The organism is Ruegeria sp. BB5, assembly GCF_056539405.1.
Genome location: NZ_JBQFUX010000007.1, coordinates 79,231 through 103,326, shown reverse-complemented (window position 1 = coordinate 103,326; position 24,096 = coordinate 79,231). Strand labels below are relative to the sequence as shown.

Annotated in this window: 20 protein-coding genes and 1 tRNA gene; 9 read left to right on the top strand and 12 right to left on the bottom strand. The window is 59.4% G+C overall.

All coding sequences use genetic code 11. The annotated features are described in order from the left end of the window. Window position 1: 1 nt before the first annotated feature. On the top strand, window positions 2–826 hold the full coding sequence (locus ACR0DL_RS15755) for a LysR family transcriptional regulator (protein ID WP_480690082.1): 825 nt from the start codon (window positions 2–4) through the stop codon (window positions 824–826). Here the strand turns inward: ACR0DL_RS15755 and lptF are convergent. Beyond that, entirely contained in the window at window positions 823–1,962 is a 1,140-nt protein-coding gene (lptF, locus tag ACR0DL_RS15750) for an LPS export ABC transporter permease LptF (protein ID WP_425082091.1), read from the bottom strand. The genes ACR0DL_RS15755 and lptF overlap by 4 nt on opposite strands. 338 nt (window positions 1,963–2,300) lie before the next feature. Here lptF and ACR0DL_RS15745 point away from each other — a divergent pair, with 338 nt between their 5' ends. Continuing rightward, on the top strand, window positions 2,301–2,696 hold the full coding sequence (locus ACR0DL_RS15745) for a hypothetical protein (protein WP_170350863.1): 396 nt from the start codon (window positions 2,301–2,303) through the stop codon (window positions 2,694–2,696). 88 nt (window positions 2,697–2,784) lie between these two features. Here ACR0DL_RS15745 and ACR0DL_RS15740 read toward each other — a convergent pair. Next, window positions 2,785–2,860, bottom strand: a tRNA-Trp gene (locus ACR0DL_RS15740). 143 nt (window positions 2,861–3,003) lie between these two features. Between ACR0DL_RS15740 and ACR0DL_RS15735 the strand changes: the two genes are divergently transcribed. After that, window positions 3,004–3,711, top strand: coding sequence for a lysophospholipid acyltransferase family protein (locus ACR0DL_RS15735; RefSeq protein WP_170362068.1), 708 nt, complete (start codon window positions 3,004–3,006; stop codon window positions 3,709–3,711). On the opposite strand, the gene ACR0DL_RS15730 is transcribed toward ACR0DL_RS15735, so the two are convergent. The 5 genes from ACR0DL_RS15730 to ACR0DL_RS15710 all read right to left on the bottom strand — a co-directional run bounded on the left by ACR0DL_RS15730 (window position 3,708) and on the right by ACR0DL_RS15710 (window position 10,883). Further along, window positions 3,708–3,953 (bottom strand): MoaD/ThiS family protein, encoded by a 246-nt coding sequence (locus ACR0DL_RS15730; RefSeq protein ID WP_170413529.1) that lies wholly within the window; start codon window positions 3,951–3,953, stop codon window positions 3,708–3,710. The genes ACR0DL_RS15735 and ACR0DL_RS15730 overlap by 4 nt on opposite strands. Next, the gene (locus ACR0DL_RS15725; protein ID WP_170397955.1) at window positions 3,946–6,201 is read right to left on the bottom strand and encodes a xanthine dehydrogenase family protein molybdopterin-binding subunit; all 2,256 of its coding nucleotides are present in this window, start codon (window positions 6,199–6,201) and stop codon (window positions 3,946–3,948) included. Before ACR0DL_RS15725 ends, ACR0DL_RS15730 begins: the two co-directional genes overlap by 8 nt. Further along, on the bottom strand, window positions 6,201–6,680 hold the full coding sequence (locus tag ACR0DL_RS15720; protein ID WP_170350859.1) for a (2Fe-2S)-binding protein: 480 nt from the start codon (window positions 6,678–6,680) through the stop codon (window positions 6,201–6,203). Before ACR0DL_RS15720 ends, ACR0DL_RS15725 begins: the two co-directional genes overlap by 1 nt. Continuing rightward, window positions 6,677–7,543 (bottom strand): FAD binding domain-containing protein, encoded by an 867-nt coding sequence (locus ACR0DL_RS15715; RefSeq protein WP_170413541.1) that lies wholly within the window; start codon window positions 7,541–7,543, stop codon window positions 6,677–6,679. Before ACR0DL_RS15715 ends, ACR0DL_RS15720 begins: the two co-directional genes overlap by 4 nt. 127 nt (window positions 7,544–7,670) lie before the next feature. Continuing rightward, window positions 7,671–10,883 (bottom strand): 2Fe-2S iron-sulfur cluster-binding protein, encoded by a 3,213-nt coding sequence (locus ACR0DL_RS15710; RefSeq protein WP_480690080.1) that lies wholly within the window; start codon window positions 10,881–10,883, stop codon window positions 7,671–7,673. Between the two features lie 75 nt (window positions 10,884–10,958). On the opposite strand from ACR0DL_RS15710, the gene ACR0DL_RS15705 reads away from it, so the two are divergent. Continuing rightward, window positions 10,959–11,861 carry a LysR family transcriptional regulator gene (locus tag ACR0DL_RS15705; protein WP_170350856.1) on the top strand — a complete coding sequence of 301 codons (903 nt, stop codon included), beginning with the start codon at window positions 10,959–10,961 and terminating at the stop codon, window positions 11,859–11,861. 19 nt (window positions 11,862–11,880) lie between these two features. Here the strand turns inward: ACR0DL_RS15705 and ACR0DL_RS15700 are convergent, their stop codons facing one another. The 3 genes from ACR0DL_RS15700 to ACR0DL_RS15690 are packed head-to-tail and all read right to left on the bottom strand — an operon-like array spanning window position 11,881 to window position 16,415. After that, entirely contained in the window at window positions 11,881–13,152 is a 1,272-nt protein-coding gene (locus ACR0DL_RS15700; RefSeq protein WP_480690078.1) for an NAD(P)/FAD-dependent oxidoreductase, read from the bottom strand. A 39-nt stretch (window positions 13,153–13,191) separates the two neighbouring features. Further along, window positions 13,192–14,226: an ACP S-malonyltransferase gene (locus ACR0DL_RS15695; protein WP_170397969.1), complete on the bottom strand. Its 1,035-nt coding sequence runs from the start codon at window positions 14,224–14,226 to the stop codon at window positions 13,192–13,194. After that, window positions 14,223–16,415, bottom strand: coding sequence for a dehydrogenase E1 component subunit alpha/beta (locus tag ACR0DL_RS15690; protein WP_480690076.1), 2,193 nt, complete (start codon window positions 16,413–16,415; stop codon window positions 14,223–14,225). The genes ACR0DL_RS15695 and ACR0DL_RS15690 overlap by 4 nt, the downstream gene beginning before the upstream one ends. Before the next feature lie 238 nt (window positions 16,416–16,653). Between ACR0DL_RS15690 and ACR0DL_RS15685 the strand changes: the two genes are divergently transcribed. Next, on the top strand, window positions 16,654–17,553 hold the full coding sequence (locus tag ACR0DL_RS15685; protein ID WP_480690074.1) for a LysR substrate-binding domain-containing protein: 900 nt from the start codon (window positions 16,654–16,656) through the stop codon (window positions 17,551–17,553). A gap of 157 nt (window positions 17,554–17,710) precedes the next feature. Here the strand turns inward: ACR0DL_RS15685 and ACR0DL_RS15680 are convergent, their stop codons facing one another. Continuing rightward, a complete protein-coding gene (locus tag ACR0DL_RS15680) occupies window positions 17,711–18,868 on the bottom strand; it encodes an acyl-CoA dehydrogenase family protein (protein WP_170350851.1) in 1,158 nt (385 codons plus the stop codon). A 108-nt stretch (window positions 18,869–18,976) separates the two neighbouring features. Next, complete coding sequence (locus tag ACR0DL_RS15675) at window positions 18,977–19,540, bottom strand: TetR/AcrR family transcriptional regulator (protein ID WP_480690072.1); 564 nt, start codon at window positions 19,538–19,540, stop codon at window positions 18,977–18,979. 257 nt (window positions 19,541–19,797) lie between these two features. Here ACR0DL_RS15675 and ACR0DL_RS15670 point away from each other — a divergent pair, with 257 nt between their 5' ends. The 4 genes from ACR0DL_RS15670 to cueR all read left to right on the top strand — a co-directional run bounded on the left by ACR0DL_RS15670 (window position 19,798) and on the right by cueR (window position 24,073). Then, entirely contained in the window at window positions 19,798–20,262 is a 465-nt protein-coding gene (locus ACR0DL_RS15670) for a nuclear transport factor 2 family protein (RefSeq protein ID WP_217354102.1), read from the top strand. Window positions 20,263–20,274: 12 nt separating this feature from the next. Next, the gene (locus ACR0DL_RS15665) at window positions 20,275–20,895 is read left to right on the top strand and encodes a pyridoxamine 5'-phosphate oxidase family protein (protein ID WP_170413572.1); all 621 of its coding nucleotides are present in this window, start codon (window positions 20,275–20,277) and stop codon (window positions 20,893–20,895) included. Window positions 20,896–21,209: 314 nt separating this feature from the next. Further along, window positions 21,210–23,687, top strand: a complete 2,478-nt coding sequence (locus ACR0DL_RS15660) for a heavy metal translocating P-type ATPase (RefSeq protein ID WP_480690069.1) — start codon at window positions 21,210–21,212, stop codon at window positions 23,685–23,687. Then, entirely contained in the window at window positions 23,684–24,073 is a 390-nt protein-coding gene (gene cueR, locus ACR0DL_RS15655; protein WP_170362056.1) for a Cu(I)-responsive transcriptional regulator, read from the top strand. The genes ACR0DL_RS15660 and cueR overlap by 4 nt, the downstream gene beginning before the upstream one ends. Window positions 24,074–24,096: the final 23 nt, after the last annotated feature.

The window sequence follows — 24,096 nt, the reverse complement described above, 5'->3', positions numbered from 1 at the left end:
CATGCAATTCAAAGCAATCGAGACCTTTCTATGCGTGGCCGAGACCGGGGGCTTCCATGCCGCCGCACGCAAATTGAACGTGACACAAACCGCTGTCAGCGCCCGTATCCGGCTGATCGAAGAAGAAACCGGCAAGGCGTTGTTCACCCGCGGTGCAGGCGGCACCAGCCTGACTGAATTCGGGCAACAGTTCCGACCATATGCCGAACAGATGCTGTCGCTTTGGTCCTTTGCGGCACGCGAACTGCCAGCCCAAACGCAGAACCGGATCGCGCTGCGTCTTGGTGCGCAACTGAGCATCTGGGACCCGCTGCTTGTCGATCTGGCCGTTCAGTTCGAACAGCGCCTCGGGCAACTTTTGCTGACGTTGAACTATGACCACGATCTGAGCATGGTCGACGCGGTCGCCACCCATGTTCTGGACGCCGCATTGACCCACGAAACACCCAACGATCCGCGCGTGCAATCGCACGAGTTAAACCCCGAACGCCTGTTGCTTGTCAAAACTCCGGAAACGGACAATCCAGTTTTCGTCAATCTAGAACTGGGCGAGGTCTATCAGGACCACGTCCGTTCGGCTGCGCGGCAGGCCACGGGGCAAACGGTGTTTCTGGGCAATTGCCTGATGGCCCTGCGCTATGTCCTGCGGCGGGGCGGAACCGGGTATTTCCCGGAATACGTCATCCGAGATCATCTGTCCGCGGGTCAACTGACCCCCGTGGCCGGGGCCATTGACCTGCTGCTGCCGCTGCATCTGGTGACCCGCCGTGACAGCACAACCAGCGACGATGTCCTGACCTGCCTGACCGAGCTGCGCGCAGCCTAGGCCTGAGAGATCGCGCTCGAGGCATCTCTGTGGCGCCTGCGCAGCAACGGCCGCCCGGCAACCAGCAAGAACAGACAGGCGACCGCGATGCCGATGACCGCCGGCAGATACAACAGTATCCACAATTTCGGTTCTTCGATTACAACGGGTGAAACAAAGCCCCGCACGCCTTCCAGCACGACCAGAATCGAAAACGCCCCCAGGATCTGCGGCCACAGACCAAATCGCGAAAAGCTACCCAACATCAACGTGGCATACCCGGCCATTGCCACGGCGATACAAATGGCAATCCACGAAAACCGCTGATGCAATTCGTCGACCAATTCTCCGATGGGAAAGCCTTCGGCGACGCTGATGGCGGCGCGGTCTCGCAAAAGTTCAATGGTGGGGATGGCTTCGAGACTGCGCTCGGCCATGACATTCGAATTCGTCAGTGCGGAAATGTCATATGAGGCGTCCTCGAACAGCGTCGAGGACAAGGTTCTGCCCTCCTGATTCAAACGCAACGCGATCCCGTCCAACATCACCAAGTGGATCCCAGATTCATTGTTGACCAAATAGGCCGTTTTTGAGGAATAGCTGACCGGGTTCAGCGCATCTCGCCGATCTGATACGAAAACCTCGGACAGCGTGCCGTCCAGGTCAATCTTGCCGATATAGACAGTAACGCCAAAGGCGGGATGCAGGAATTCGCCTTCATTCAGCAATTGCGCGGTGACGTCCCCTGCTACTTCGGCTTGGCGCTGTTCAAGCTGCTCAACAGATGCGGGGCGCAAAAAGACGCTGATGACGGCCATCATCAGCCCGGCCACCAACCCAAACAGGAATACCGCACGGGCCAGCCGCCATGGGCTGGAACCGGTGGCCAGCATCACCGTCATCTCGCTTTCGCGGCTCAGCCGATTGGTGGCATAAACAGCGGCGGCAAACACCGCCATCGGCATCACCGTGCGGATCAGCGTTGGCAATGTCAGCGCCGAGAATTCCAGAAACACCATGGCCGATTGGCCACCGCTGATGACCCGGTCAAACAGGCTAACCGATCGGGTGATCCAGAACACACCGACCAGAACCAAGGTGAAAAAGCCGAACAGAATCAGCAATTGCCGCAGGAAATATCCATCAAAGCGCGACATGGGTCCTCTTACGTGTGTTCGTGGTGGTCGGACATTATGTCATTCCGTCGCTGTAGGAAACCGGGATTGGCCAATTGTCACCACCACGAAAAGCGCGGCAATGGCCTGGCTTGCTGAACCCAAGACTGTGGCGTGGCCGTTTCAAGCGGACTATGCCTCTGGAAACTCTAAAATTCGGATCAAGGTGTGTCCTCCTTACCCGCCCATCCCGCTGTATCTCGGCGCTGTGTATCTACCTCTTCAAATTCCTGCTAAACAAAAAAAACAAAACAAAAAAACATCCTTGAGCAGACGAGCAGATGAGAGGTCTAACCGCAGCGTTGGCAGTGCTCTTGACTATGAGCACGCCATTGGCATCGAAAGAAATACAGGTTGGCAATGATCCAGGCGGGCGGATTCTGGACCGCAAGGTTCAGATCGAAATCGCCAACAGGACCAACGCGCGCATACACATTGTCGGGGATTACTGTAACTCCAGCTGCACCATGCTGTTGGGGGCAGACGATGTGTGTGTATCCTCCGAAACGCTTTTCGGGTTTCACGGCCCGTACCGTGTAAACCGGACAAAGATGACCGAAAAGGAATTCGACCAGAAAAGCACTTCGCTTGCCACGTACTACCCGCGACCGATAAGAAACTGGTTCATGTCCAAGGCAAGGTTTGTGGGCCCGGATGAGTTTCTGTATGTGTCCGGTGAATATCTGATAAGCATCGGCGTGCAAGAGTGCGCGTAAGACTTCTGCAGGCTGTCACTTCTCACAACAACCCATATGCAGGTCGCACGACTCATGCGCATCCATTGAAACAGCGTTTTGAGTGGAATGGCAGGGGCAGCAGGGTTCGAACCCGCGACCTACGGTTTTGGAGACCGTCGCTCTACCAACTGAGCTATACCCCTAAGGTGCGCCTCAGATATGCCAGCCGCGCGACGGACTCAAGAGGCTTTTTCAGATTCCGCGCGACAATTGCATTCGACAAACAAGTTGCGTGCGGCGTTGAGTTCTATAAGACACGGTTTGGTCAGTACGAGGGACCCCATCCGTGAGTATCCGCAAAAAGATCGCCGACAGCGAAGCCGTTCTGAACTGGGCTGCGCGCCGCATCGCAAGCTATATTCGGATGGTCAATCGCAACACCACATGGCAACGCATCGGGTACGACGAACTGGACCAGTTGGTCGAACAGGGTGAGCCGGTGATCGTGGTGCTGTGGCACCAAAGGCTGGCGCAATCCCCCTATTTCTTTCCTTTGGAAAAAGGGCCGATCTGTTCGATCACCTCATCCGCAAGAGCGGGTAGTATGGTGGGCCGAGTGCAGAAATTGTTCGGCATGGATACCATCGCCATGACCAGCAAAAACGCAAATAACATTGCCATATCGCGCCAAGTGATCGGCAAGATTAAGCAGGGCATATCCATAGGCATCGCCGCAGACGGTCCGCGCGGTCCCGAACGGGTACTGTCCACTGTGCCTCTGGTCTGGGCGCGCACCTCGGGCAAGCGGGTGTTCGGCATCACCTTTTCGGCAGAACATGGCCGCGAGGCGGGGACATGGGATCGTCTTTTGATGCCACGCCCCTGGCGGAATAAGGGTGTCTTTCTGTGCCGGGAATGGACTGAAACCGTGCCGCGCAAAGCGTCGGAAGAACAGATCGAAACCCTGCGCCAAAGCCTTGAGCAGCACATGAACGACATCACCGCCGAAGCCGACCGCATGGTCGGGCGCGAACCGTGGTCGCCTAAGGGTTAACCGCCCCTCAGTCGTTGCATCAAATAGATTTCGCTGCCTTCGGGGATCGGTTCGGTTAACCCGCTGGCGATGACCCGCCCGTCGATGGCGATGGACACCCCCGCATCAATCGGGGCCTGCAATTGCGGATGAATCTTCACCAGTTCTCGCAGCAACTCGCCTGTGGTCCTGGCCTCAACCTCCACCACCTGCTGGCCCCCGGTCAGTGACCGGAGGCTGGACCAGAGGTGAACCTCAACCATTGTCCTTAAGCGCCGCCAGAATGCGGGGCGGTGACATCGGCAGTTGCTTCATCCGAACGCCCGCCGCATGCGACACCGCATTTGCGATGGCGGCCAAAGGTGGCACGATGCCCGTCTCACCCACACCACGCACGCCAAACGGATGGCCGGGGTTGGGCACTTCGACAATCACCGTGTCGATCATCGGCAAGTCACTGGCGACAGGGATACGGTAATCCAGGAAGATCGAGTTCTGCAGGCGGCCATCCTCGCCATAGATATATTCCTCGTTCAGTGCCCAGCCGATGCCTTGCGCGGCACCGCCCTGATACTGGCCTTCCACATAGGTAGGATGGATCGCCTTACCGGCGTCCTGAATGACCGTATAGCGGGTAACCGCAGTCTTGCCTGTTTCCGGATCGACCTCAGCATCAACGATATGGGTGCCAAAGGATACGCCTGCGCCTTCTGGCGTGGCCTCGAAATGGCCCGAGATAGGCCCGCCGGTTTGACCCATGTGGGCGGTGATATCGGCCAGTGGGCGCGGGTCGAAATCACCCGCGTTTGGACCCGAAGGTACAGCGCAGCCGTTTTCCCATTTAACCGCATCCGCCGGAATTCCCCAGCTGGCGGCAGCTCGTTCGCACAGCTTTTCAACCGCGTGTTTTGCTGCCTTGATGGTTGCCAAGCCGCTTGCATAGGTCACGCGCGAACCATGCGAAACGTCGTTATACCCCAGCGTCGCAGTATCGGCGACGGTCACACGGATGTTCTCATACGGAATGCCCAGAACCTCGGCCGCCATCAGCGCCATTGACGCGCGTGAGCCGCCGATATCGGGCGTGCCCACCATCAACTGTGCCGAGCCATCCTCGGACAGCGCCAGCGAAACCGACGTTTCACCCCCGTGGTTGAACCAGAACCCGCAGGAAATCCCACGGCCCTGCCCCGGCTTCAGCGGGGCTGAGTAATGCGGGTGGGCCTTCGCGGCCTCAAGCGTTTCCACCAAACCGATCCGCTCATACGTCGGGCCATAGCTGGCCTTGGTGCCTTCATGGGCGGCGTTTTTTAGACGAACTTCGATCGGATCGAGGCCCAGCTTCTTACACAGCTCGTCAATCACCGATTCAACCGCAAAAGCCCCCATCGGTGCACCCGGCGCGCGGTAAGCGGCCTGTTTCGGGCGGTTGGCCATCACGTCATACCCAATCTGGCTGACATTGGTCAGGTTATAGGGTGCAAAGGCACACATGGCGGTCATGTCACCCGGGGCGCCCGGAAACGCCCCGCCCTGCAGGCGGAACACGCCTTGGGCTGCCGAGATGGTGCCATCCTTCTTCATCCCGATCTTGATATCCATCGACGCCGAGGATGTCGGGCCAGTGGCCCGGAACACCTCGGACCGGGTCATCACCAGCTTAACCGGGCGGTTCGCCTTGCGGCTCAGTGCCAGCGCGACAGGTTCGATGAAGACTGTGGTTTTACCACCAAAACCACCACCAATCTCGGACGCAGTCACGCGCAGTTGCGAGGTTTCGATACCCAATAGCGCGGCACAGGTCTTTTGTGCGATCCAGTGGCCTTGAGTGGTACACCACAGCTCACCCTTACCGTCGTTGCCCAACATGCCCAAACAGGCATGCGGCTCGATGTACCCCTGATGGGTTGCCTCGGTGACAAAGCTGTCTTCGATAATCAAGTCAGCTTCGGCAAAGCCAGCTTCTACATCGCCGTGCCCGCTTTCGTGGTACCGCACGACGTTCGGGTGCATCCCCTCGGGTACGGAATAATCCGCAGCACCTTCGCGTAAGACCGGCGCATCCGGCTCCATCGCTTTGTCTACGTCGGTGACGTGCGGCAGCACCTCGTATTCAACCTCGATCAGCTTGAGCGCATCGCGCGCCGCCAAGGCCGAGGTCGCCGCCACAGCCGCGACTGCGTGCCCGTCATAGAGCGCCTTTTCACCAGCCATGACATTTTCCAGAACATTCCAGAATTCACCCTCAAGGCCGGGTTTGAACGGCACTTCGGCAAAATCCGCGCGGGTGACGACGGCTTTGACATCCTTGTGCGCTTCGGCCTGCGAGGTGTCGATCTTCACAATCCGTGCGTGGGCGTGAGGCGAACGCAGGATCGCGCCGTGCAGCATGCCTGGCGCAGAAACATCCGCCCCGAACTTGGCGCGACCAGTGACCTTGTCCAGACCATCGGGCCGATCCGGGCGCGTGCCGACGAAGGTGAATTGCGTTTTACGATCGTCGAGTGCCATTATGAAGCCTCCCGCAGTTCTTCGGCCGTTTCCATCACGGCGCGAATGATCTTGTCATACCCAGTGCAGCGGCACAGGTTGCCTGCCAGCCAGTACCGGGCCTCTTCTTCGGTCGGGTTGGGGTTCTTCTCTAGCAGCGATTTGGCCGCGACCAAAATGCCCGGCGTGCAGATACCACATTGCAGGGCGGCATGCTCGATGAACTTTTTCTGCAGCGGATGCAGAACGTCACCCTCCGCGATGCCTTCGACGGTTTCGATCTGCTTGCCATCGGCCTCGACCCCTAACATCAGGCAGGAACAGACCAAACGGCCATCAACCGTGACCGAGCATGCGCCGCAATCACCGGTGCCGCAGCCCTCTTTCGCACCAGTCAGATTCAGCTTGTCGCGCAGACAATCCAGCAGGGTTTCGCGCGGATCGCAAAGGTAATCGACCGCGTCACCATTCACTGTGGTGGATACGTGGAACTTGCTCATGCTTCCTCTCCCTTGGCGCGGGCATAGGCGATTTTCGCGGCGCGCTTGGCTAGAACGCCGGCGACCTCGGTACGGAATTCGATAGTGCCGCGTTTGTCGTCAATCGGGTTGCAGGCGGCGGATGCCGCAGCGGCCAGTGCGTCCAATGAAGCGTCGTCCAGCGCGCTGCCGATGATGGCCTTGGCACAGTCCTCAACCAGCAGCACGGTCGGCGCGACAGCGCCCAATGATACGCGCGCCTCGGTGACGGTGTCCCCGTCCAGACGCAGGCTGACGCCAACGCCAACCACGGCAATGTCCATCTCAGTGCGCGGGATAAAGCGCAGGTATGCGTCGCCGCCATTGTCGCCCCGTGCGGGGATGTGGACGGCCGAGATCAACTCGCCCTTGGCCAGCGACGTTCTACCGGGTCCGGTTGGGATGTCTTCGACCGCTACCTCACGGTCGCCATCCGGGCCGGTCACCGTGACCGTGACACCCGCCGCAACCATGGCAGGCACCGAATCCGCCGCCGGAGAGCCGTTGCACAGGTTGCCGGTCAGCGTCGCGCGCCCCTGAACCTGGGTCGAGCCGATCAGATCCATCGCCTCGACCACGCCGGGCCAGTCGCGACCCAGTTCCAGATGTTCGCTCATCTCGGCACCAGTGGCAGCGACGCCCAGCGTCCAACTGCCGTCGGCGTTGCTGTTGATATCGCGCACGCCGTCGATCTTCTTTATGTCGATCAGCGTATCGGGCGTCACAAGTTCTGATCGCAGTTGCACCAGAACATCGGTGCCGCCTGCCAGAAACCGTGTGATGCCCGTCGCGTTTGCGGCCAGTGCCGAAGCTTCGGCAAAGCTGGCGGGGCTGTGATAATCCATGAAATACCTCGCACCTGTTGATCAGGATTCACTGGGTTCAGAGGGGACGTTAGTGCAGCAGCATGGCCGCGTCCATGGCAGGAGCGACCAAATTTCATGTTACCCGATGTCGTTTCCAGACCTGAGGTCAGAGGTCGATCTCGATCACGCCGTCTGGCTGCGCCGCGCGACTTTGGCACAGGATCATCGCATCCGCGCGTTGCTGGTTCGACAGAACGAAATCGCGATGTTCAATGTCTCCCGAAATCACACCGCATTTGCAAACCCCACATATGCCGTCTGAGCATTTGACGTCCACGTGAATCCCCGCCTCGGTCAACACCTGTGCGGCGTCCTTTTCCACAGGTACGATCAATTCCCGACCCGATTTTGCCAGCCGTAAGGTGAACGGATGGTTTTCATATTCAGGCTGTTCAGGGACCGAGAAATACTCCAGATGCCGCGCGTCCTCGGGGAAGCCCTGCGCCTCGGCCGCTTGTATCACACTGTCCATGTAGCGGTCCGGCCCACAGGTATAAACGTGCCAACCCGGTTGGTAGCCTGACAGAACCGCATCCAGATCGGCGCGGGTGCCTTCGTCCGAGAAATGAAAATGTACATGTTCCGCCCAGGGCATCGCCGCCAAATCGTCCAGAAACCCCGCACTGGCGCGGGTTCTGGCTGAATAATGCAGCGCGAACGGCTTGCCCAGCGCGTGCAGGCGGTGGGCAAAGGCGATCATGGGGGTAATGCCAATCCCGCCGCCCATCAAAAAGGTCTTGGTGGCCGTCTCATCCAATTCGAAATGGTTGATCGGTTTTGAGATGAACACCTTGCGCCCTTCGTTAAAGATGCGGTGCAAAAGGGCTGAGCCGCCGCGCCCGTCATCCTCGCGCAGCACTCCGATTTGATAGGAGGACCGGTCAGACGGATCGCCAGACATAGAATACTGCCGCAGGAATTCCGGCGCGACCAGCACGTCCAAATGCGCCCCTGCGGTCCAGTCGGGCAAGGGCGCGCCGTCGATGGCCGCAAATTCGTACTTGGTCACATCCGCCGTCATCTTGTCGACTTTGGTCAGCTCAACCCGCATCACTGGCGCGTCGCCCGCAATAGTGTAGCGGTGGATTACCGACACATCACCGGCCGCTTTGCGGGCCTTGTATTCCTCAGCCGTGACCATCGCCTGATAGGCAGCAATCCCGGCCTCGCGGTCCATCGCAAAGGGATAGGGCCACGGGTGCGGCGCCAGATAAGCGGGGTAGACGGCCAACGTCTGATCTTCGTATTTCAAGTCAAGGTCTGTTTGCAGACCACGCCGGTTCAGCGGGTGAGCGGTGGGGCGATAGGCACCATCAGTCTGCAGTTCGATATTCCACCACCACTTCTTGACGTCGTTCAAACCGCCATTTCCGACCGCATCATCCAGCTTTGCCAAAACAGCTGCGGCCTGAGGCAGGTTGATCGCGGCCCAGCGAAAGGGGCGCTCCTGGAAAATACCCTCAAGGTTCCATGGACAGGTTTTCATGCACCGTCCGCACATGGCCCCACCGGACGTGCCGATCCGGTACGTGGCACATTTCTGGCTGTCGGATTTCCAGATTTCATAGCCGTTGAACATCAGCTTCGGCCCGGCCGTGATCGCCCCCGAAGGACATTCACGCGCGCATTTGTTGCATGCCTCGCAAAAGCTCTGCAGACCGAAATCGATGGGCTTGTCGTGGCTAATCGGCATATCCGTTGTCACCACACCGGACTTCAGGCGCGGACCCAGATAGGGGTTCAGGATCACCTCTCCGATCCGACTGACCTCACCCAGACCAGACAGAAGCAACAGCGGCGGTTGCAGCACTTCGCCGTCCATGACGGTATGCGCCTTGGCCTTGTATCCGAGGTTACGGATTTGCTGCGCAATCACGCCGCCAAGAAGGGAAAACCGCAAGTAAGCCCGCATGGACTGGCTGACCGCGATCCAGTCGTCACCACTGGACCCTTCCATGGTTTCACGCCCCTGGTCGATGATCATACTGATCGCCTGATCATGCGGGGGGTTGATTTCCTCTCCAGCAGCGTCGTGGGAATACCAACTCCATTCAGGGCACCGGCTGAGGCCAACGGCATCGGCACTTAGAAAATAGCTTGCGGCCTTAATATTCGCGGCATTGCGCGCGGCATCGGTAGGCTGCGACACCTCAGCACTTTCACCATCCTGCAAAAGCACGAAGGCCCCAAGCGCCCGGCGCTGCGCAAAGCTGGGGGCAGATTTGCGGACATAATGCCCACCCTTTGCCGCGTCCTGCAGCGGTTTGCCCATATCGCCAAACAACGCACGGGCGAACATGTCAGCACGCTTGGGGACGCGGGCGACATTTTCTTCGTCGATATAAGTGGTAGGGCTCTCAACGCGTTTAAGCTTTTCGAACGGATGTGCGCCGTCCACATAGCGCCGTTTGGCGTAAACGTCGCGGTTCAAGGCGTTCTTGGCAAACCCGGTGCCCAACCACCAGGCCGGACCCTGTGTGTGAAACCACGGCTGTTGCGCCATGGGCATCAGAGGCTGGTCATGCGTGATCTCTAACTCGGTCGTTACGGCGGCCAGACCGAACCGTTTGCCCAACCACGGGGCCACTATGTCGCCACCCTCAACCGTGGCTAGACCCGCCGCTACTGCCAGCCGGCCCAGATCAACCTCGGACGACATCGCGGTATGCGCCCGCGCGTCATAGCCCAGCAGGCGGATGTAATTGGCAATCACCACCGCATTCTCGGTCGCCAGCAGACAGGCGCGATGATCCTGCGCGTCGATGATCCACTCGGCCCCTGGCTCGGTCGGGTCTGGATCACGATTGTGTTCGTACAGAAAAACGATGGCGTGGCGATGCGTTTCCATCGGTTTGGGCGCGGCCTCCATGCTTTCCTTCAGGTCCGCCATGATCAGGTCGATTCCCGAAGCCAACGTCTTGGTCTGTCGCGTCTTCAGCGCATGGGATAACCGGTCGATATCGGGGTTGCGACGTGGCTCAGACAACAACGCCTCAGACGGCAACGGGCCGCAGCCCATCATCGAGGCATCATTGAAATAGCCAAATGCCTTAAGGTGGTTGGCGCGCTCGGACGGGTCCGCCGGAATCTCTGATCTCACCGGATTCACGAACCCGTCGCGGATGGCGTCCATCATCGCCTGAAACTCACCCATCGCGTTGACGATGCTTTCGGGCTGGTCCGGTTGGCGAAATCTCAGCTTTGGCATCGGGGGCACCACAGACAGATCCGGCATCTCGATCTGCCGCTCCAACCGCTCCAGCGGATACCGGCCCATATGGACAGGTCTGTTCTTATCCGAGAAAAAGCGGATTCCCATTGCGCGCCTCCTGTTGCTGACTGTCACCTAATGCGCCGTAGACAGCAAATCCATTCATGAATAGTCATAGATGATATGAGCAAAACTGATTTCACCGATCTGGACGGCAAAGTCTTGCGCACCTTTCTGACGATCCTCGAGGAAAGCTCGGTCTCAAAGGCTGCCGACCGGTTGGGTGTGACGCAATCGGCAATCAGCCACACGCTGGCCAAACTGCGGCAGGTTCTGGGGGATCCGTTGTTCGTGCGCTCAGGTCAGGGCCTGACCCCGACCGAGCGCGCCTTATCGCTGAAAGAGCCGGTACAACAGGTGCTGGACGGCATGCGGGCGCTGACTGACGAGCGTCCGTTTGATCCGCTGGCCGATGAGATCAGCATCCAGATCGCCACCAACGACATGCCGCGCGACCTGATCTTTCCGCCATTGCTGCACGCGCTTCGGGCCGAAGGCGTGCGCCTGCGGCTGGGGTTCATCCCGTCCGGCGTCCCCGACCCCGACCTGCTGCGCAGCGACCGGTGTCAGTTGATGCTGACCCCGCTGCCGCCCGATGGGCCGGATATTTTTCAAAAACGCGTACTGATCAGCCCGCTAATGATTTTCTACGATGCCGATCAGCGCAATCCGCCAGACAGTTGGCAGGCCTATTGCCAGTCTGAGCATATTGAAGTGCGATTTACCGACGGACGCAGTTCCCGCGCTGTGATGCGTGGTGTGGACCAAAGCCAGATCCGGCCACCAACCGTCACCCTGCCGCATTTCCACGCGATTCCGTCCTTTGTGAAGGGCAGCGACCTGATATCGACGGACACTGTGCTGATGAAACACGGGCCGTTGGCGGCACTGGACTGCGCGCCACTGCCGTTCGAGTGCGAGCCGGTCTCGATCTACATGGTCTGGCATCAACGTTCGGCCAATGACCCGGCCCATCGCTGGTTGCGCGCACGGATCGAGGCCATTGCCACGACGCTGCAGAATTGATCACCGGGGCGGTCGCGGATCAGAACCGTGCCTTGATCAAATGCATCAACGTCGCGCCGGTCTCGAAATAAGCACGTCGCAGGGCGGTCCAGCTTTCGCGGTATTCAGGAACCGCAGGCACAGGCAGCAGGCTCGGGTCGTCCTGCAGCAGGCTTTCTGCCATCAAGCGGCCAAAAACCGTACCCGGACCGATGCCCCGTCCAGAATATCCGTATGCTGAAAGGGCATTGGGACCGATCTGCGTGATCTTGGGGATGTGATCCAAGGTCATGGCGATGCGCCCATGCCATCCTTCGGTCAACGACTGACCGGAAAGTTGTGGAAAAAGCTCGGCCAGCTTGCGCCTGCACCAAGCCGCGTGAACCTTACGGCCTGCCTGGCCCAGATCGCCCATGCCCCCAATAATCAGCCGCCCTTCGGCATCCATACGGAATGAAGTCATGACTAATCCAGTGTCCCAGCACCCCTCTCCGCCCGGCAGAATACTGGCCCGCAGATTGTCCGACAACGGCGCGGTGAAGAACTGGAAATAATAGACCGGAACATAGTCCGGGGCGGTATCTTGAAGACCCTGATGATAGGCATTGGTGGCCTGGATTACCGATTTCGCCCGCACCAAGCCATGCGGGGTTTTCAGCACCCATTGACCGTTGTCGTACTGCATCGACTGCACCGAGCATTGGGTGACAATCCGCGCCCCGGCCTCGGCAGCGGCACGGGCCAGACCCCGCACATAGCCCAATGGCTGAATCGTTCCCGCGCGCGGATCAAACAGTGCGCCATGGAACGCCGCGCTGCCGGTCCTACGTGTTGCTTGATCAGCCGATAACAATTCAACTGGGGCGCAGGTGGCGGTCAGCTGTGCGTGACGCCTCTGCAAATCCTGTAGGCCTGAGGCAGAATGCGCGCAGTGCAACGTCCCATTGCGCACAGGATCACAGTCGATGCCATGCCGTTCGATCAGGTCAAACACATCCGCAGGTGCTGCGGCCAATAGATCGATCAACCGATCCCCGGCCTGCCTGCCCAGATGCGCGCGGATATCCTCGGGCGGCAACCACAGTCCGGCATTCGCCAAACCAACGTTACGGCCTGAACCACCGTGGCCAATGCCTTGCGCCTCCAACAGGCAGACCGACGCCCCGGCCTGCGCCGCCGTCAATGCCGCGGAACAGCCAGTATAGCCGCCGCCGATTACGGCCAGATCAACCGTTAGATCACCGCTTAGGGGGCGGTCTTCCACATGCTCGCGGCAGGTTTTCAACCACAGGGATTGGTCGTGGTCACTCACGCTGGGCTCCAGAATTTTGCGCGGATCATTGCGGTGGACTCAGCCGGTTGCAAGTGCCCTTTGATCATCACGGCCCATTGCGATCAGAAACGGCTCGACCTGTTGCCGCGCCTGAAACGCCGCCTTGTCCGACATGCCCTTCCAATCGGCCAGAACCAGTGATTGCGCCACGGCACCCCCCAGGGTCGCGCCCGGGCCGGTGACGATGAACAGGTCAGGGGCGAACTCGCGCGCAGCGGTCTGGATGGCGCGGGTAAAGTCATAGGTCTCGGTCACCTGATGGCCCAGAGTGTAATCCCACAGCGCCTGCGTATCTGTCGCGCCCGGCCACCAGATTTTGCCGCGCCCATCGATCAAGGGGCGATCAGGCTGCGCAAACAGATCCGGTGCCAGTCGCGCGCGCCCTTCCGCAGCGACCGGAGTCTGCAAGGACGTATGAAACGCCGCGTGGTTCGCCAACCGCATCGGAAAGCGTTCCTGTACAACAGGCTGAGAAGCTTCGAACGCCTTCAACCCCGCTTCGTCCCCGGCCAGCACCAACATCCCACCCAGATCGATGGACAGCGCCAGATCACACCCGTCGGTTGCGTTGATCCGCGCCACATCCGCCAGCAACTCGGCCTTGCGCGCCGGAGCATCCCGCCAATCGTCGCCCGCGTATGGATAGACAAGCTGCCCGCCAATCAACTGTTCCTGCATCAGCGTGCCCATCGTGTTCACCACCCGAAAACCATCCTGCGGCGACAGCGCACCACCAACGGCCAGGGCAATATACCAGCCCATCGAATTGCCGGTGACCGCGACAACCTCGATATCGTCCGCCAAAGCCTGCGCATCGGCAAACGAGGCCGCATAAATTAAGGGCGAGGCCACATCGCCCCGCGAATACTTGGACATCGTATACCGGCCTGCACCATCCAGGGCGGTCACGGCGTCCTGCCCCGTCTCGGCACGGATGGCGTCGAAGTTGTGGAACAGGTCCATCCACTGCGCGTGATGGCGGTGCAGAAAGCCCAGCTCGGGCTTGTTATAGGTGCCCCGACCGGGGCAGATGACGACGGCTGTGCGGGTCATTGGCGGCCTCCGGCCAGTTTCAGCGCGGCGGCAACGATACCGCCCTTGGATGGCAGTGGCGCGGCATAGGCCGGACCCGTGGCGATAAAGCAATCCTCGGCCACAACGCGTGCGGTTGGCGTTGCGGGATTTTCTTCGGCGAAGAATGTCATCAGCGCCTCGGACTGGCTGCCGGTGCGGCGGCATTCATCCACGACCAGAACATGTGCGCAGGGCTTGGTGGCCTCGCGCAGGGCCTCGACTGGCAAAGGCGCCAGCCAGCGCATGTCGATGATGCGCGTCTTTATCCCGGCTGCGTCCAGTTTGGGCAGCGCCTGTTGCGACAGGTAATGCCCGTTGCCATAGGTCACGATGGCCAGATCGGTGCCATCCCCATGCACGCCAACCTCACCCAACGAAATACGTTGATCCGGCGAAGGGTAGGTGGTCATCCATCCGCCATCTTGCGCCCCGTGCAAATCGCGCATCGGATAGAGCGCGATGGGCTCTAGAAACACCACCACCCTTTGCTCTTCCCGCGCCAACCGCACGCATTCACGCAGCATCTGTGCCGCATCTGCACCAGAGGACGGACAGGCAATGATCACGCCGGGAATGTCGCGCAGCACCGCCAGGGAGTTATCGTTGTGGAAATGCCCGCCGAACCCTTTCTGATACCCCAGCCCCGCAATCCGCAGCACCATCGGGTTCGTGAACTGCCCGTTCGAGAAGAACGGCAGCGTCGCGGCCTCGCCCCTGATCTGATCCTCGGCATTGTGCAGGTAGGCCAGGAACTGAATTTCGGGGATCGGAATAAAGCCGTTGTGCCCCATTCCTATCGCCAGCCCAAGTATGGATTGCTCGTCCAACAGCGTGTCGATCACCCGATCCGGACCAAAGCGTTGTTGCAATTTCTGCGTCACACCATAGACGCCTCCCTTACGGCCCACGTCTTCACCCATACAGACGACTTCACCGTGTTCCAGCATCAGATCGGTCAGCGCCCAGTTGATCAGGCGGCTCATGGGCTGGGGGTCATTCATCGCCCGCAAATCGCCGCCAAAGGCTTTGGCGCGCGCCTCGGCATCCGGGCCGTTGGTGGGTTTGCAGATACGTTTCGGTGGAACCAGACTGGCCACCACCTCGGCGGCATCTGACAAGTGAGGGCGGGTGGCGGCCTCGGCGGCGATGCGATCCGTGCGGGCGCAGGTATCATTGTAAATCTTCAACGCCTGATCCGGCTGCAACGCGCCCGCTTGATCCAACAAACGCACAGTATGCAGCAGCGGGTCGTTGGCCTCATCAGCTTCGACCTCGGCTTTCGGCAGGTAGGTGGTCGGCACATCCGCCCCGGCGTGACCGTAGAGACGCACTGTTTTCAGGTGCAGAAAGGCGGGTTTTCGGCGGGTTCGCACGTAATCGGCGGCTTCCTTGGCCACGGCGTAGGTCTCGAATATGTCTAACCCATTGGCTTGGAAATACTTGACGCCCGGCCGATGCTCCATCGACGATTGAATCCAGCCCTTCGGTGTCTTTACCGAGATTCCGATCCCGTTATCCTCGCACACGAACAACAACGGTAACGGCGTCGATTGCACGCTGGTCCAACCGGCCGTGTTGAACGCCCCCTGCGCGGTCGAATGGTTGGCCGAAGCATCCCCAAAAGAACAAACAGCAATCCCGTCCAAGGGCAACTCGCGGTGTTCCGGATCATGCCGCCGCGCCGCGCCCAGGCTATAGGCCGCGCCCACCGCTTTGGGCAGGTGGCTGGCAATGGTCGAGGTCTGCGGCGGGATCGTCAGCGCCTTTGACCCCAGCACCTTGTGTCGCCCGCCCGAGGTCGGGTCATCCTTGGAACACGCAAAGCTAAGCAACATGTCCCAGGCGATCTGCTGGCCCGGCACCTGTTCGGCCCGGGCAATCTGAAACGCCGCATCGCGATAATGCAGAAAGGCAATGTCGGTCGGGCGCAGCGCGTGGGCGACGGCTGCCATCCCCTCGTGCCCCGAAGAGCCTATCGTATAGAAGCCCTGCCCCGCCTTTTGCATCGCACGGCTGGTGCGGTCCAGCGCACGGCTGAGGACTTGCGACCGAAACAATGACACCGCATCGGGGTTGCTCAGACCCGGTCTGGGGGCGGCCCCATCAGGTAAATCGGTCTGTGCGACTCGGGTCAGGAAATTCTCGTGAACGATCTGAGCGCGATCCATGGTCGGTTCCCTGATCCTGTGTGACTTAATCCGGAGTGTTGCCGCAGCAGCACCCCCCCTTTCTTGCAGGCATTCGAGGGCAGAGGCAAAAGAAAGCCGCAAGCACCCGGGAAATAAACCTCCGATCCGATGCACAGGCTTACACGCGCATACCCTGAAGAAATACCTGCATTTGTATCGGGCTGGCGCGCGGCAAAAGCCAGTGATATTCCTTTCGAAAGGTATGAGGAATTGTCATATGATCGCCCCGCGCCGCTTTTTGCCCTCGATCCCCTCTTTGCTGGCACTTGAGGCCGTTGATCGCCTTGGCAGCGCCTCTGCCGCCGCTGAAGAACTGTCACTGACGCAAAGCGCAATCAGCCGTCAGCTCAAGACGATGGAGGAACAGCTTGGCGTCGCCCTTATCCAGCGCAGCCAGATGCGGTTGCATCTGACGCCTGCGGCAAAGGAATATGTCCAGGTCGCCCGCAAAGCGCTGAACCAACTGGCGCAGGCGTCGCTGAAGCTCAAGGCCAACCCGACCGGAGGGTCGCTAAACCTGTCGATCCTGCCTGCATTCGGCATGCACTGGCTGGCGCCACGCCTGCAGGATTTCGCCCGCCGCCATCCAGAAGTCACGGTAAATCTGAATACGCGGTTGCGGCCCTTTGATTTCGACACAGAACAATTCGACGCCGCGATCCACTTTGGTCAACGCGACTGGGCCGGCGTGAATTACCTGCCCATTATGCGCGAAGATGTAGTGCCCGTTTGCGCACCCGATATGCTGCCCGACGACAGCGATGACACTGAGTGGTTGATCAAAGCGCCCCTGTTGCATTTGGAAACACGCCCCGAAGCCTGGGAGAAATGGTTCGCCGCACAAGGCCGCGAGGTTTCTGGGATACAGGGAATGCTATTCGATCAATTCTCGACCATGGGACAGGCCACTATCCACGGGCTGGGCGTGGCATTGCTCCCAAGTTACTTGATCGAGGCTGATCTGGCAGCGGGGCGGCTTGTCCCAGCGTGGCACGGTCCGGGCGTCAGCCTTGGGAATTTCTATCTGGTCTGGCCACAATCGCGGGCGGAATCCGAACCACTCAGATCATTCCGAGCGTGGCTGCAAGGTCAGATTGATCCGGCCCCCAACACGTAAGCCAGAGGTGCAATGCGGTTCTGCGCCGCCTTCGGCCTTGCGTCCTGCAGAAGTAGGAGGGGCCAGGCAGGCGCGCGCATAGCCCGCGTCTGCCTGGCCCAACGGGAGGAGATGTTTCGCCAGAAACATTGATGACGGGCGGGAGTAACCGGTCTGATTAAGTATCCAAAGATCGGGCAATGAGTTCCTTCATGATCTCATTGGTGCCGCCATAGATCATCTGAACGCGGGCATCCGCGTAAAGGCGGGCAATCGGGTATTCCATCATGAACCCATACCCACCGAACAGCTGCAAGCATTCGTGCATGATTTCGTTTTGAACTTCCGACCCCCAGTATTTCACCATCGAAGCGGTCGCCGCATCCAGCGTGCCAGCTTCAAGCCGCGCGATGCAATCATTGACGAAGCTGCGCAAAACCTCAGCCTTGGTCTTGCACTCGGCCAGCTTGAAGCGGGTGTTCTGGAAATCCATCACCCGTTGACCAAATGCCTTGCGTTCTTGCGTGTACTTCACCGTCTCAGCGATGGCGAAATCAATTGCGCCCAGCGCACCGATGCCAATCGTCAGGCGTTCCCAGGGCAATTGGTTCATCATTTGGTAGAACCCCTGCCCCTCTTCCGCGCCCAGAAGGTTGGTCATAGGCACCTTAACGTCTTCAAAGAACAGCTCAGCCGTGTCATTGGCCTTCATCCCCAGCTTCTTGAGGTTACGCCCCTTGCGAAAGCCCTCGGCGTCCTCGGTCTCAACCCCAATCAGTGAAACCCCTTTTGAGCCCAGCGCCTTGTCCGTCTTGCACGCCACAAGGATCAAGTCTGCCGATTGCCCGTTGGTGATGAATATCTTGGATCCGTTCAAACGGTAGGAATTTCCATCCTTGTCGGCCGTCGTGCGAATGGCCTGCACATCCGAGCCAGTCCCGGGTTCGGTCATGGCAAGCGCGCCGACCATCTCGCCCGACGCCAGTTTCGGCAACCAGTTTTGCTTTTGATCTTCGCTACCATAGGCGCTGATATAGTGGATAACGATAGATTGGATCGCATACCCCCACCCGGAATCCCCGTGCGAGGACTGCGCGTACATCGTAACCGCGTCAAAACCTATGCCGCCACCCACGCCACCGTAAACTTCGGGGATCGCGCCTGCCATTAGCCCTATGTCGCCAGCCTTGCGCCACATGTCGCGATCCACGACACCATTTTCGATCCAGCGTTCGATGTTGGGGATCAGCTCATCATCCATGAACCGATCCGCCATTTCGGCAAACATCCGGTGTTCTTCGGTTACCCAACTGGCGGTCGTGGTAAATAGCTGCATGCGGTATCCTCCCCAAATCTTCCGTTGATCAAGGTAGCTTTGGAGGCATTGCAATCCAATCCACCCAACGCGTTGGAACGTAACGTTCTTTTGAATGTTCGGGTCCGGTCAGACCAGCGCCGCGTCCAGCAAGACCCGGGCAGCCGCCTTAGCATCCCCCGCCGGGTCACAGGTTTTCAAGAACACAGCCGTCACAATCGCGCCTTCCTGCAATAGAACAATCTGGCAGGCCAGATGTTCTGGATCACGGGCACCGGCCTTCCGAGCCAGATCGATAAAATGATCGAGCAATATGCGCTTGTGCTCGGCGGATTGCTTGTGGATCGGGTGGTCAATTTCCTGATACTCCGCCCCTGCTTTGATGAACATGCAGCCGCGGTATTCTTTCTCATCAAACCACTCGCCCAGCGCATCGAAACTGGCGAGCAACTGGCCGACAGGGGTATCTGCGAGCTCCTCGATCCGAGAAAAGAATTCTTTTCGGAAGTTCTCATCCCGCAACTGCAAGGCAGCCAGAATCAGCTCTTCCTTGGTGCGAAAGTGTTTGTACATCGAGGTTTTTGACACGCCCGTTTCCACCACCAGCTTGTCCATTCCGGTGGCGTGAAATCCGTCACGATAAAAGACCTGCAAAGACTTGCGGACCAGTTCATCGCGTTTGTTTGGGCGCATGTGTCACCTCCTACATGTACAGATCAGTACATAATACTGCACTGTCCTCACGGCAACCGTAGAGTGCGCTGCGGTGAAATTTCAAAATAAGACTTGCAAAAGTTTACAGATCGGTACACATTGCCAATAGATGTACCGATCAGTAAACCATGGAGCGTTCAGATGAGACACCATGCCAGCCTTTTCCCACCCCAGTACGTCCCGGTTGTTTTAACCTTGGCGATGCTTGCAGCCATACTGACATGAAAGACCACGCAATGAGCCGACCCCCGTTGCCCCCGTTCAGTTTGGAAACCGCCAAACAGAAAGTCCGAATGGCGGAAAACGCTTGGAACAGCCGCGACCCGGATGTGGTCACTCCGGCCTATACTGATGACAGCCAGTGGCGAAACAGGGCAGAGTTCCTAAACGGTCACGCCGAAATCCACGCCTTTTTGACCCGAAAGTGGAGCAAGGAACTGGACTATCGTTTAATAAAGGAACTGTGGGCCTTTTCCGGCAACCGTATCGCCGTGCGCTATGCATACGAATGGCGGGACGACAGCGGACAGTGGTTTCGGTCCTATGGCAACGAGAACTGGGAATTTGCACAAGATGGGCGGATGGCCAAACGCTATACCTCATTAAACGACTTACCAATTTCCGAGGGCGATCGCCTGTTTCATTGGCCACAAGGGCCCCGTCCCGATGATCACGCCGGGCTGTCTGACCTGGGGTTGTAAAGGGGTAAAAACATGCCGCGTGCCTTTTCCGAACTGACATTTACACCAGCCGTCCGTGCGCATCAGGAAAGGATGGGCTCAGCCAAGACTTACGCCAAGTTTGTTGACGGCGGTCCGCAGCAAGGCCATCAGATCGGACCGGTTGAAAAGGCCTTTATCGAAGCGCGCGATGGATTCTATCAGTCCACCGTTTCCGAGACCGGCTGGCCTTACGTTCAATATCGCGGAGGACCGATTGGGTTTCTAAAGGTTCTGGACCCACAGACCATCGGATACGCCGATTTCACGGGGAATAAACAGTATATTTCGCGCGGGAACCTGGATGGAAACGACCGGATCGCCCTGATCCTGATGGATTATGCCAACCAGAGGCGCCTCAAGATTTTGGGTCGGGTGGTTTTTACTGAGGGCGCGGCCGCCGCCGCCGACCTTTATCCCGAAGGTGCAAAAGCCCCCGCCGAACGCGCCGTCCGAATTCGGGTCGAGGCGCTGGACTGGAACTGCCCCAGCAACATCACACCCCGCTTTACCGAAGCCGAGTTGCGCCCCCATCTTAACGCGCTGGGCCAGCAACTGGCTCAGTTACAGGCCGAGAACGAAAAACTAAGACAGCAACTAGCGCAACGGTCCTGACCCCGTTGCACCCAAAATTCGCAAACTAAATCAGATAATAGGGTCCACAACCATGCTACGCTTTGCCTTGAATGTTGTTCATCTCGGCCTGATTGGGGCACTGTTGCTGGCTATGGGCCTTGCTTTGGCGTTTTTTGCCTCGCCTGAATCCGTGCGTTCCCCTCTTCCCTTTTCGCACGATTCCCTTTTGCTTGATCAGCTATCGAACAATTGATCTGCGCTGCGAAATTCTACGGAAATCTGACATGACCCCTTGACCTTCCCGTGACTGGAACCCTCATCTGGAGGGTAAAAGTGACGATAGGATGAGTCGGATGGCTGCGCCGCAGACAACTCAGTTGAAAATCTCAGGCATGGGATGTGCCTCTTGCGTCGGTCGGGTGGAAAGCGCCTTGCTGGATGTGCCGGGTGTGTCTGACGCATCGGTCAACTTTGCGACGGAAACTGCGCAGGTTACCTATGACGGTCAGGTCATCGGTTTGATCAACGCACTGTCGCATGCCGGATATCCCGCTGCGACCCGGCAAACGACCCTGAAGATCGCCGGTATGAGCTGCGCCTCGTGCGTCTCTAAAATCGAGCGCGCGCTGAAAGCTGATCCGGCAGTGGTCGACGCTCAGGTCAATCTGGCCACGGAAAGCGCGCAAATCACCTATGTCGACGGCGTAACTGATCCACAGATGCTGGCGAAACGCTGCGAAGAGGCCGGGTATCCGGCGCGCGTGGCGGACGCTGCCGACCCCCAGACCGATGGGCGCAAAACCGAAGAGGCCCATGCGCTGACCCGCGCCACCCTGTTTGCCGCCATCCTGGCCCTGCCCGTGTTCGTATTAGAGATGGGCGGGCATATGATCCCGGCTTTCCATCACTGGGTGCAGGCAAGCATCGGCGCGCAAACCAGCCATCTGATCCAATTCGCGCTGACCTCAGTGATCTTGCTGGGGCCCGGGCGGGTTTTCTACGCAAAGGGCATCCCCTCGCTGCTGCGCGGATCTCCGGATATGAATGCGCTTGTGGCTTTGGGCACGGGCGCGGCGTACTTGTTCTCGGCCACGGCCACCTTTGCGCCGCAGATCCTACCGCAGGGCAGCGCAAACGTGTATTTCGAGGCCGCCTCGGTCATCGTCGTTTTGATCTTGCTGGGTCGCGTGATGGAAGCCCGCGCTAAGGGCCGCACCGGGGCCGCAATCCGCAAACTGGTAGGCTTGCAACCCAAAACCGCGCGGGTCGAAATGGACGGTCGCTTCATCGACCGTCCGATCGCCGAGATTACTGTTGGGGACATCCTGCAAATCCGCCCAGGTGAGCGGGTTCCTGTGGACGCAGAGGTGCTTGAGGGCACCTCCTACGTGGATGAAAGCATGATCACGGGCGAGCCCGTTCCTGTGGGCAAATCCCCAACCGATCAGGTTGTTGGCGGAACGGTCAACGGCACCGGCGCGCTGCGCCTGCGCGCCACGCGGGTCGGGGCTGATACGGTTCTGGCGCAGGTCATTCGGATGGTCGAACAGGCGCAAGGGGCCAAGCTGCCGATTCAGGGGCTGGTCGACCGGGTCACCGCATGGTTCGTGCCGGTGGTCATCGCCGTCGCGCTGCTGACGATTGTCGTCTGGCTGATCTTTGGCCCTGCGCCTGCGCTGCCGATGGCACTGGTCACCGGGGTCTCGGTCCTGATCATTGCCTGCCCCTGCGCAATGGGTCTGGCGACGCCGACCTCGATCATGGTCGGCACCGGGCGCGCAGCTGAACTGGGGGTTTTGTTCCGCAAAGGCGATGCGCTGCAGCAATTGCAGCAGGCTAAGGTCATCGCGCTGGACAAGACCGGAACCCTGACGCTGGGGCGGCCCGAACTGGAAAGCGTCACCACCACCAACGGCTTTGATCGCGACACCGTTCTGCGGTTGGCCGCAGCGGTAGAGGCGCAGTCAGAACACCCCATTGCCACCGCAATCACCCGCGCGGGCCCGGACGATCTGCCCGCAATATCCGCATTTAAATCCCTAACCGGGCTAGGCGTTCAAGCGACGGTCGACGGACACGATCTGTTGATCGGGTCGCCGCGGCTGATGGCGCAGAACGGGGTGGACTTAACCACCCTGACTGCCGAGGCCGATCTGCGCGCCAGCGAAGGGGCCACACCTCTGTTCGTCGCCATTGACGATCAGGCGGCGGCTCTATTGGCGGTCTCGGACCCGGTGAAACCCGGCACGCAGGACGCGTTAGAACGATTCCACGCGATGGGCCTGAAACTGGCGATGGTGACCGGCGACAATGCCCGCACTGCACAAGCGCTGGCCGACAGACTGGGCATCGACCATGTCACGGCCGAGGTTTTGCCGGACGGTAAACTGGCCGCGATTACCGCGCTGCGTGAACAATTCGGAACATTGGCGTTTGTCGGCGACGGTATTAACGACGCCCCAGCGTTGGCGGCGGCGGATATCGGCGTGGCCATCGGAACCGGCACTGACGTAGCGATTGAAACGGCGGATGTGGTGTTGATGTCGGGTGATCTGCGCGGTGTGGCCAATGCGGTCGAGATCAGCCGCCGCACCATGCGCAACATTCGCCAGAACCTGGGCTGGGCCTTTGGTTACAACATCCTGCTGATCCCGGTAGCTGCTGGGGTGCTGTTCCCATTCAGCGGGCATCTGTTGTCCCCTGCCCTCGCTGCCGGGGCAATGGCGTTGTCCAGCGTCTTCGTGGTCGCCAACGCGCTGCGCCTGCGCCGTGTCCGGGCTGCACTGCCCGAAACATCCCAAGACCACACATCCCAAACGGTGACGCCATGAATATCGGAGACGTTGCAACCCAGACCGGCCTGCCCGCCAAGACGATCCGGTATTACGAGGATATCGGCCTGATCAAGCCTATGCGGGACGACAACGGCTATCGTCGGTTCCGTGAACAGGACGTACACAAGCTGAACTTTCTGGGCCGTGCCCGCGCGCTGGGGTTCACGATCGAGGATTGCCGTACTCTGATGGCCCTTTATGAGGATGAAACCCGCGCCAGTGCCGATGTCAAAAAGGTTGCCCGCGCGCATCTGGCGCAGATCGAAACCAAGATCGCCGACCTCAACGCGATGCGCGATACGCTGGGCCACCTGATCGACGCCTGTGCCGGAGATGACCGGCCTGATTGTCCGATCCTGCAGGATTTGGGTGGCAAACCCTGACACGGGGTTGCTCTTTGCGCGCG

Excerpts from the sequence above, each read along its gene's own strand:
- ACR0DL_RS15730 (WP_170413529.1), bottom strand. The coding sequence starts at position 3,953 with ATGGTTGAGGTTCACCTCTGGTCCAGCCTCCGGTCACTGACCGGGGGC.
- ACR0DL_RS15660 (WP_480690069.1), top strand. The coding sequence starts at position 21,210 with ATGGCTGCGCCGCAGACAACTCAGTTGAAAATCTCAGGCATGGGATGT.
- ACR0DL_RS15725 (WP_170397955.1), bottom strand. The coding sequence starts at position 6,201 with ATGGCACTCGACGATCGTAAAACGCAATTCACCTTCGTCGGCACGCGC.
- lptF (WP_425082091.1), bottom strand. The coding sequence starts at position 1,962 with ATGTCGCGCTTTGATGGATATTTCCTGCGGCAATTGCTGATTCTGTTC.
- ACR0DL_RS15710 (WP_480690080.1), bottom strand. The coding sequence starts at position 10,883 with ATGGGAATCCGCTTTTTCTCGGATAAGAACAGACCTGTCCATATGGGC.
- cueR (WP_170362056.1), top strand. The coding sequence starts at position 23,684 with ATGAATATCGGAGACGTTGCAACCCAGACCGGCCTGCCCGCCAAGACG.
- ACR0DL_RS15695 (WP_170397969.1), bottom strand. The coding sequence starts at position 14,226 with ATGACCCGCACAGCCGTCGTCATCTGCCCCGGTCGGGGCACCTATAAC.
- ACR0DL_RS15680 (WP_170350851.1), bottom strand. The coding sequence starts at position 18,868 with ATGCAGCTATTTACCACGACCGCCAGTTGGGTAACCGAAGAACACCGG.
- ACR0DL_RS15690 (WP_480690076.1), bottom strand. The coding sequence starts at position 16,415 with ATGGATCGCGCTCAGATCGTTCACGAGAATTTCCTGACCCGAGTCGCA.
- ACR0DL_RS15755 (WP_480690082.1), top strand. The coding sequence starts at position 2 with ATGCAATTCAAAGCAATCGAGACCTTTCTATGCGTGGCCGAGACCGGG.
- ACR0DL_RS15720 (WP_170350859.1), bottom strand. The coding sequence starts at position 6,680 with ATGAGCAAGTTCCACGTATCCACCACAGTGAATGGTGACGCGGTCGAT.
- ACR0DL_RS15665 (WP_170413572.1), top strand. The coding sequence starts at position 20,275 with ATGCCGCGTGCCTTTTCCGAACTGACATTTACACCAGCCGTCCGTGCG.
- ACR0DL_RS15685 (WP_480690074.1), top strand. The coding sequence starts at position 16,654 with ATGATCGCCCCGCGCCGCTTTTTGCCCTCGATCCCCTCTTTGCTGGCA.
- ACR0DL_RS15745 (WP_170350863.1), top strand. The coding sequence starts at position 2,301 with ATGAGCACGCCATTGGCATCGAAAGAAATACAGGTTGGCAATGATCCA.
- ACR0DL_RS15715 (WP_170413541.1), bottom strand. The coding sequence starts at position 7,543 with ATGGATTATCACAGCCCCGCCAGCTTTGCCGAAGCTTCGGCACTGGCC.
- ACR0DL_RS15670 (WP_217354102.1), top strand. The coding sequence starts at position 19,798 with ATGAGCCGACCCCCGTTGCCCCCGTTCAGTTTGGAAACCGCCAAACAG.
- ACR0DL_RS15675 (WP_480690072.1), bottom strand. The coding sequence starts at position 19,540 with ATGCGCCCAAACAAACGCGATGAACTGGTCCGCAAGTCTTTGCAGGTC.
- ACR0DL_RS15705 (WP_170350856.1), top strand. The coding sequence starts at position 10,959 with ATGAGCAAAACTGATTTCACCGATCTGGACGGCAAAGTCTTGCGCACC.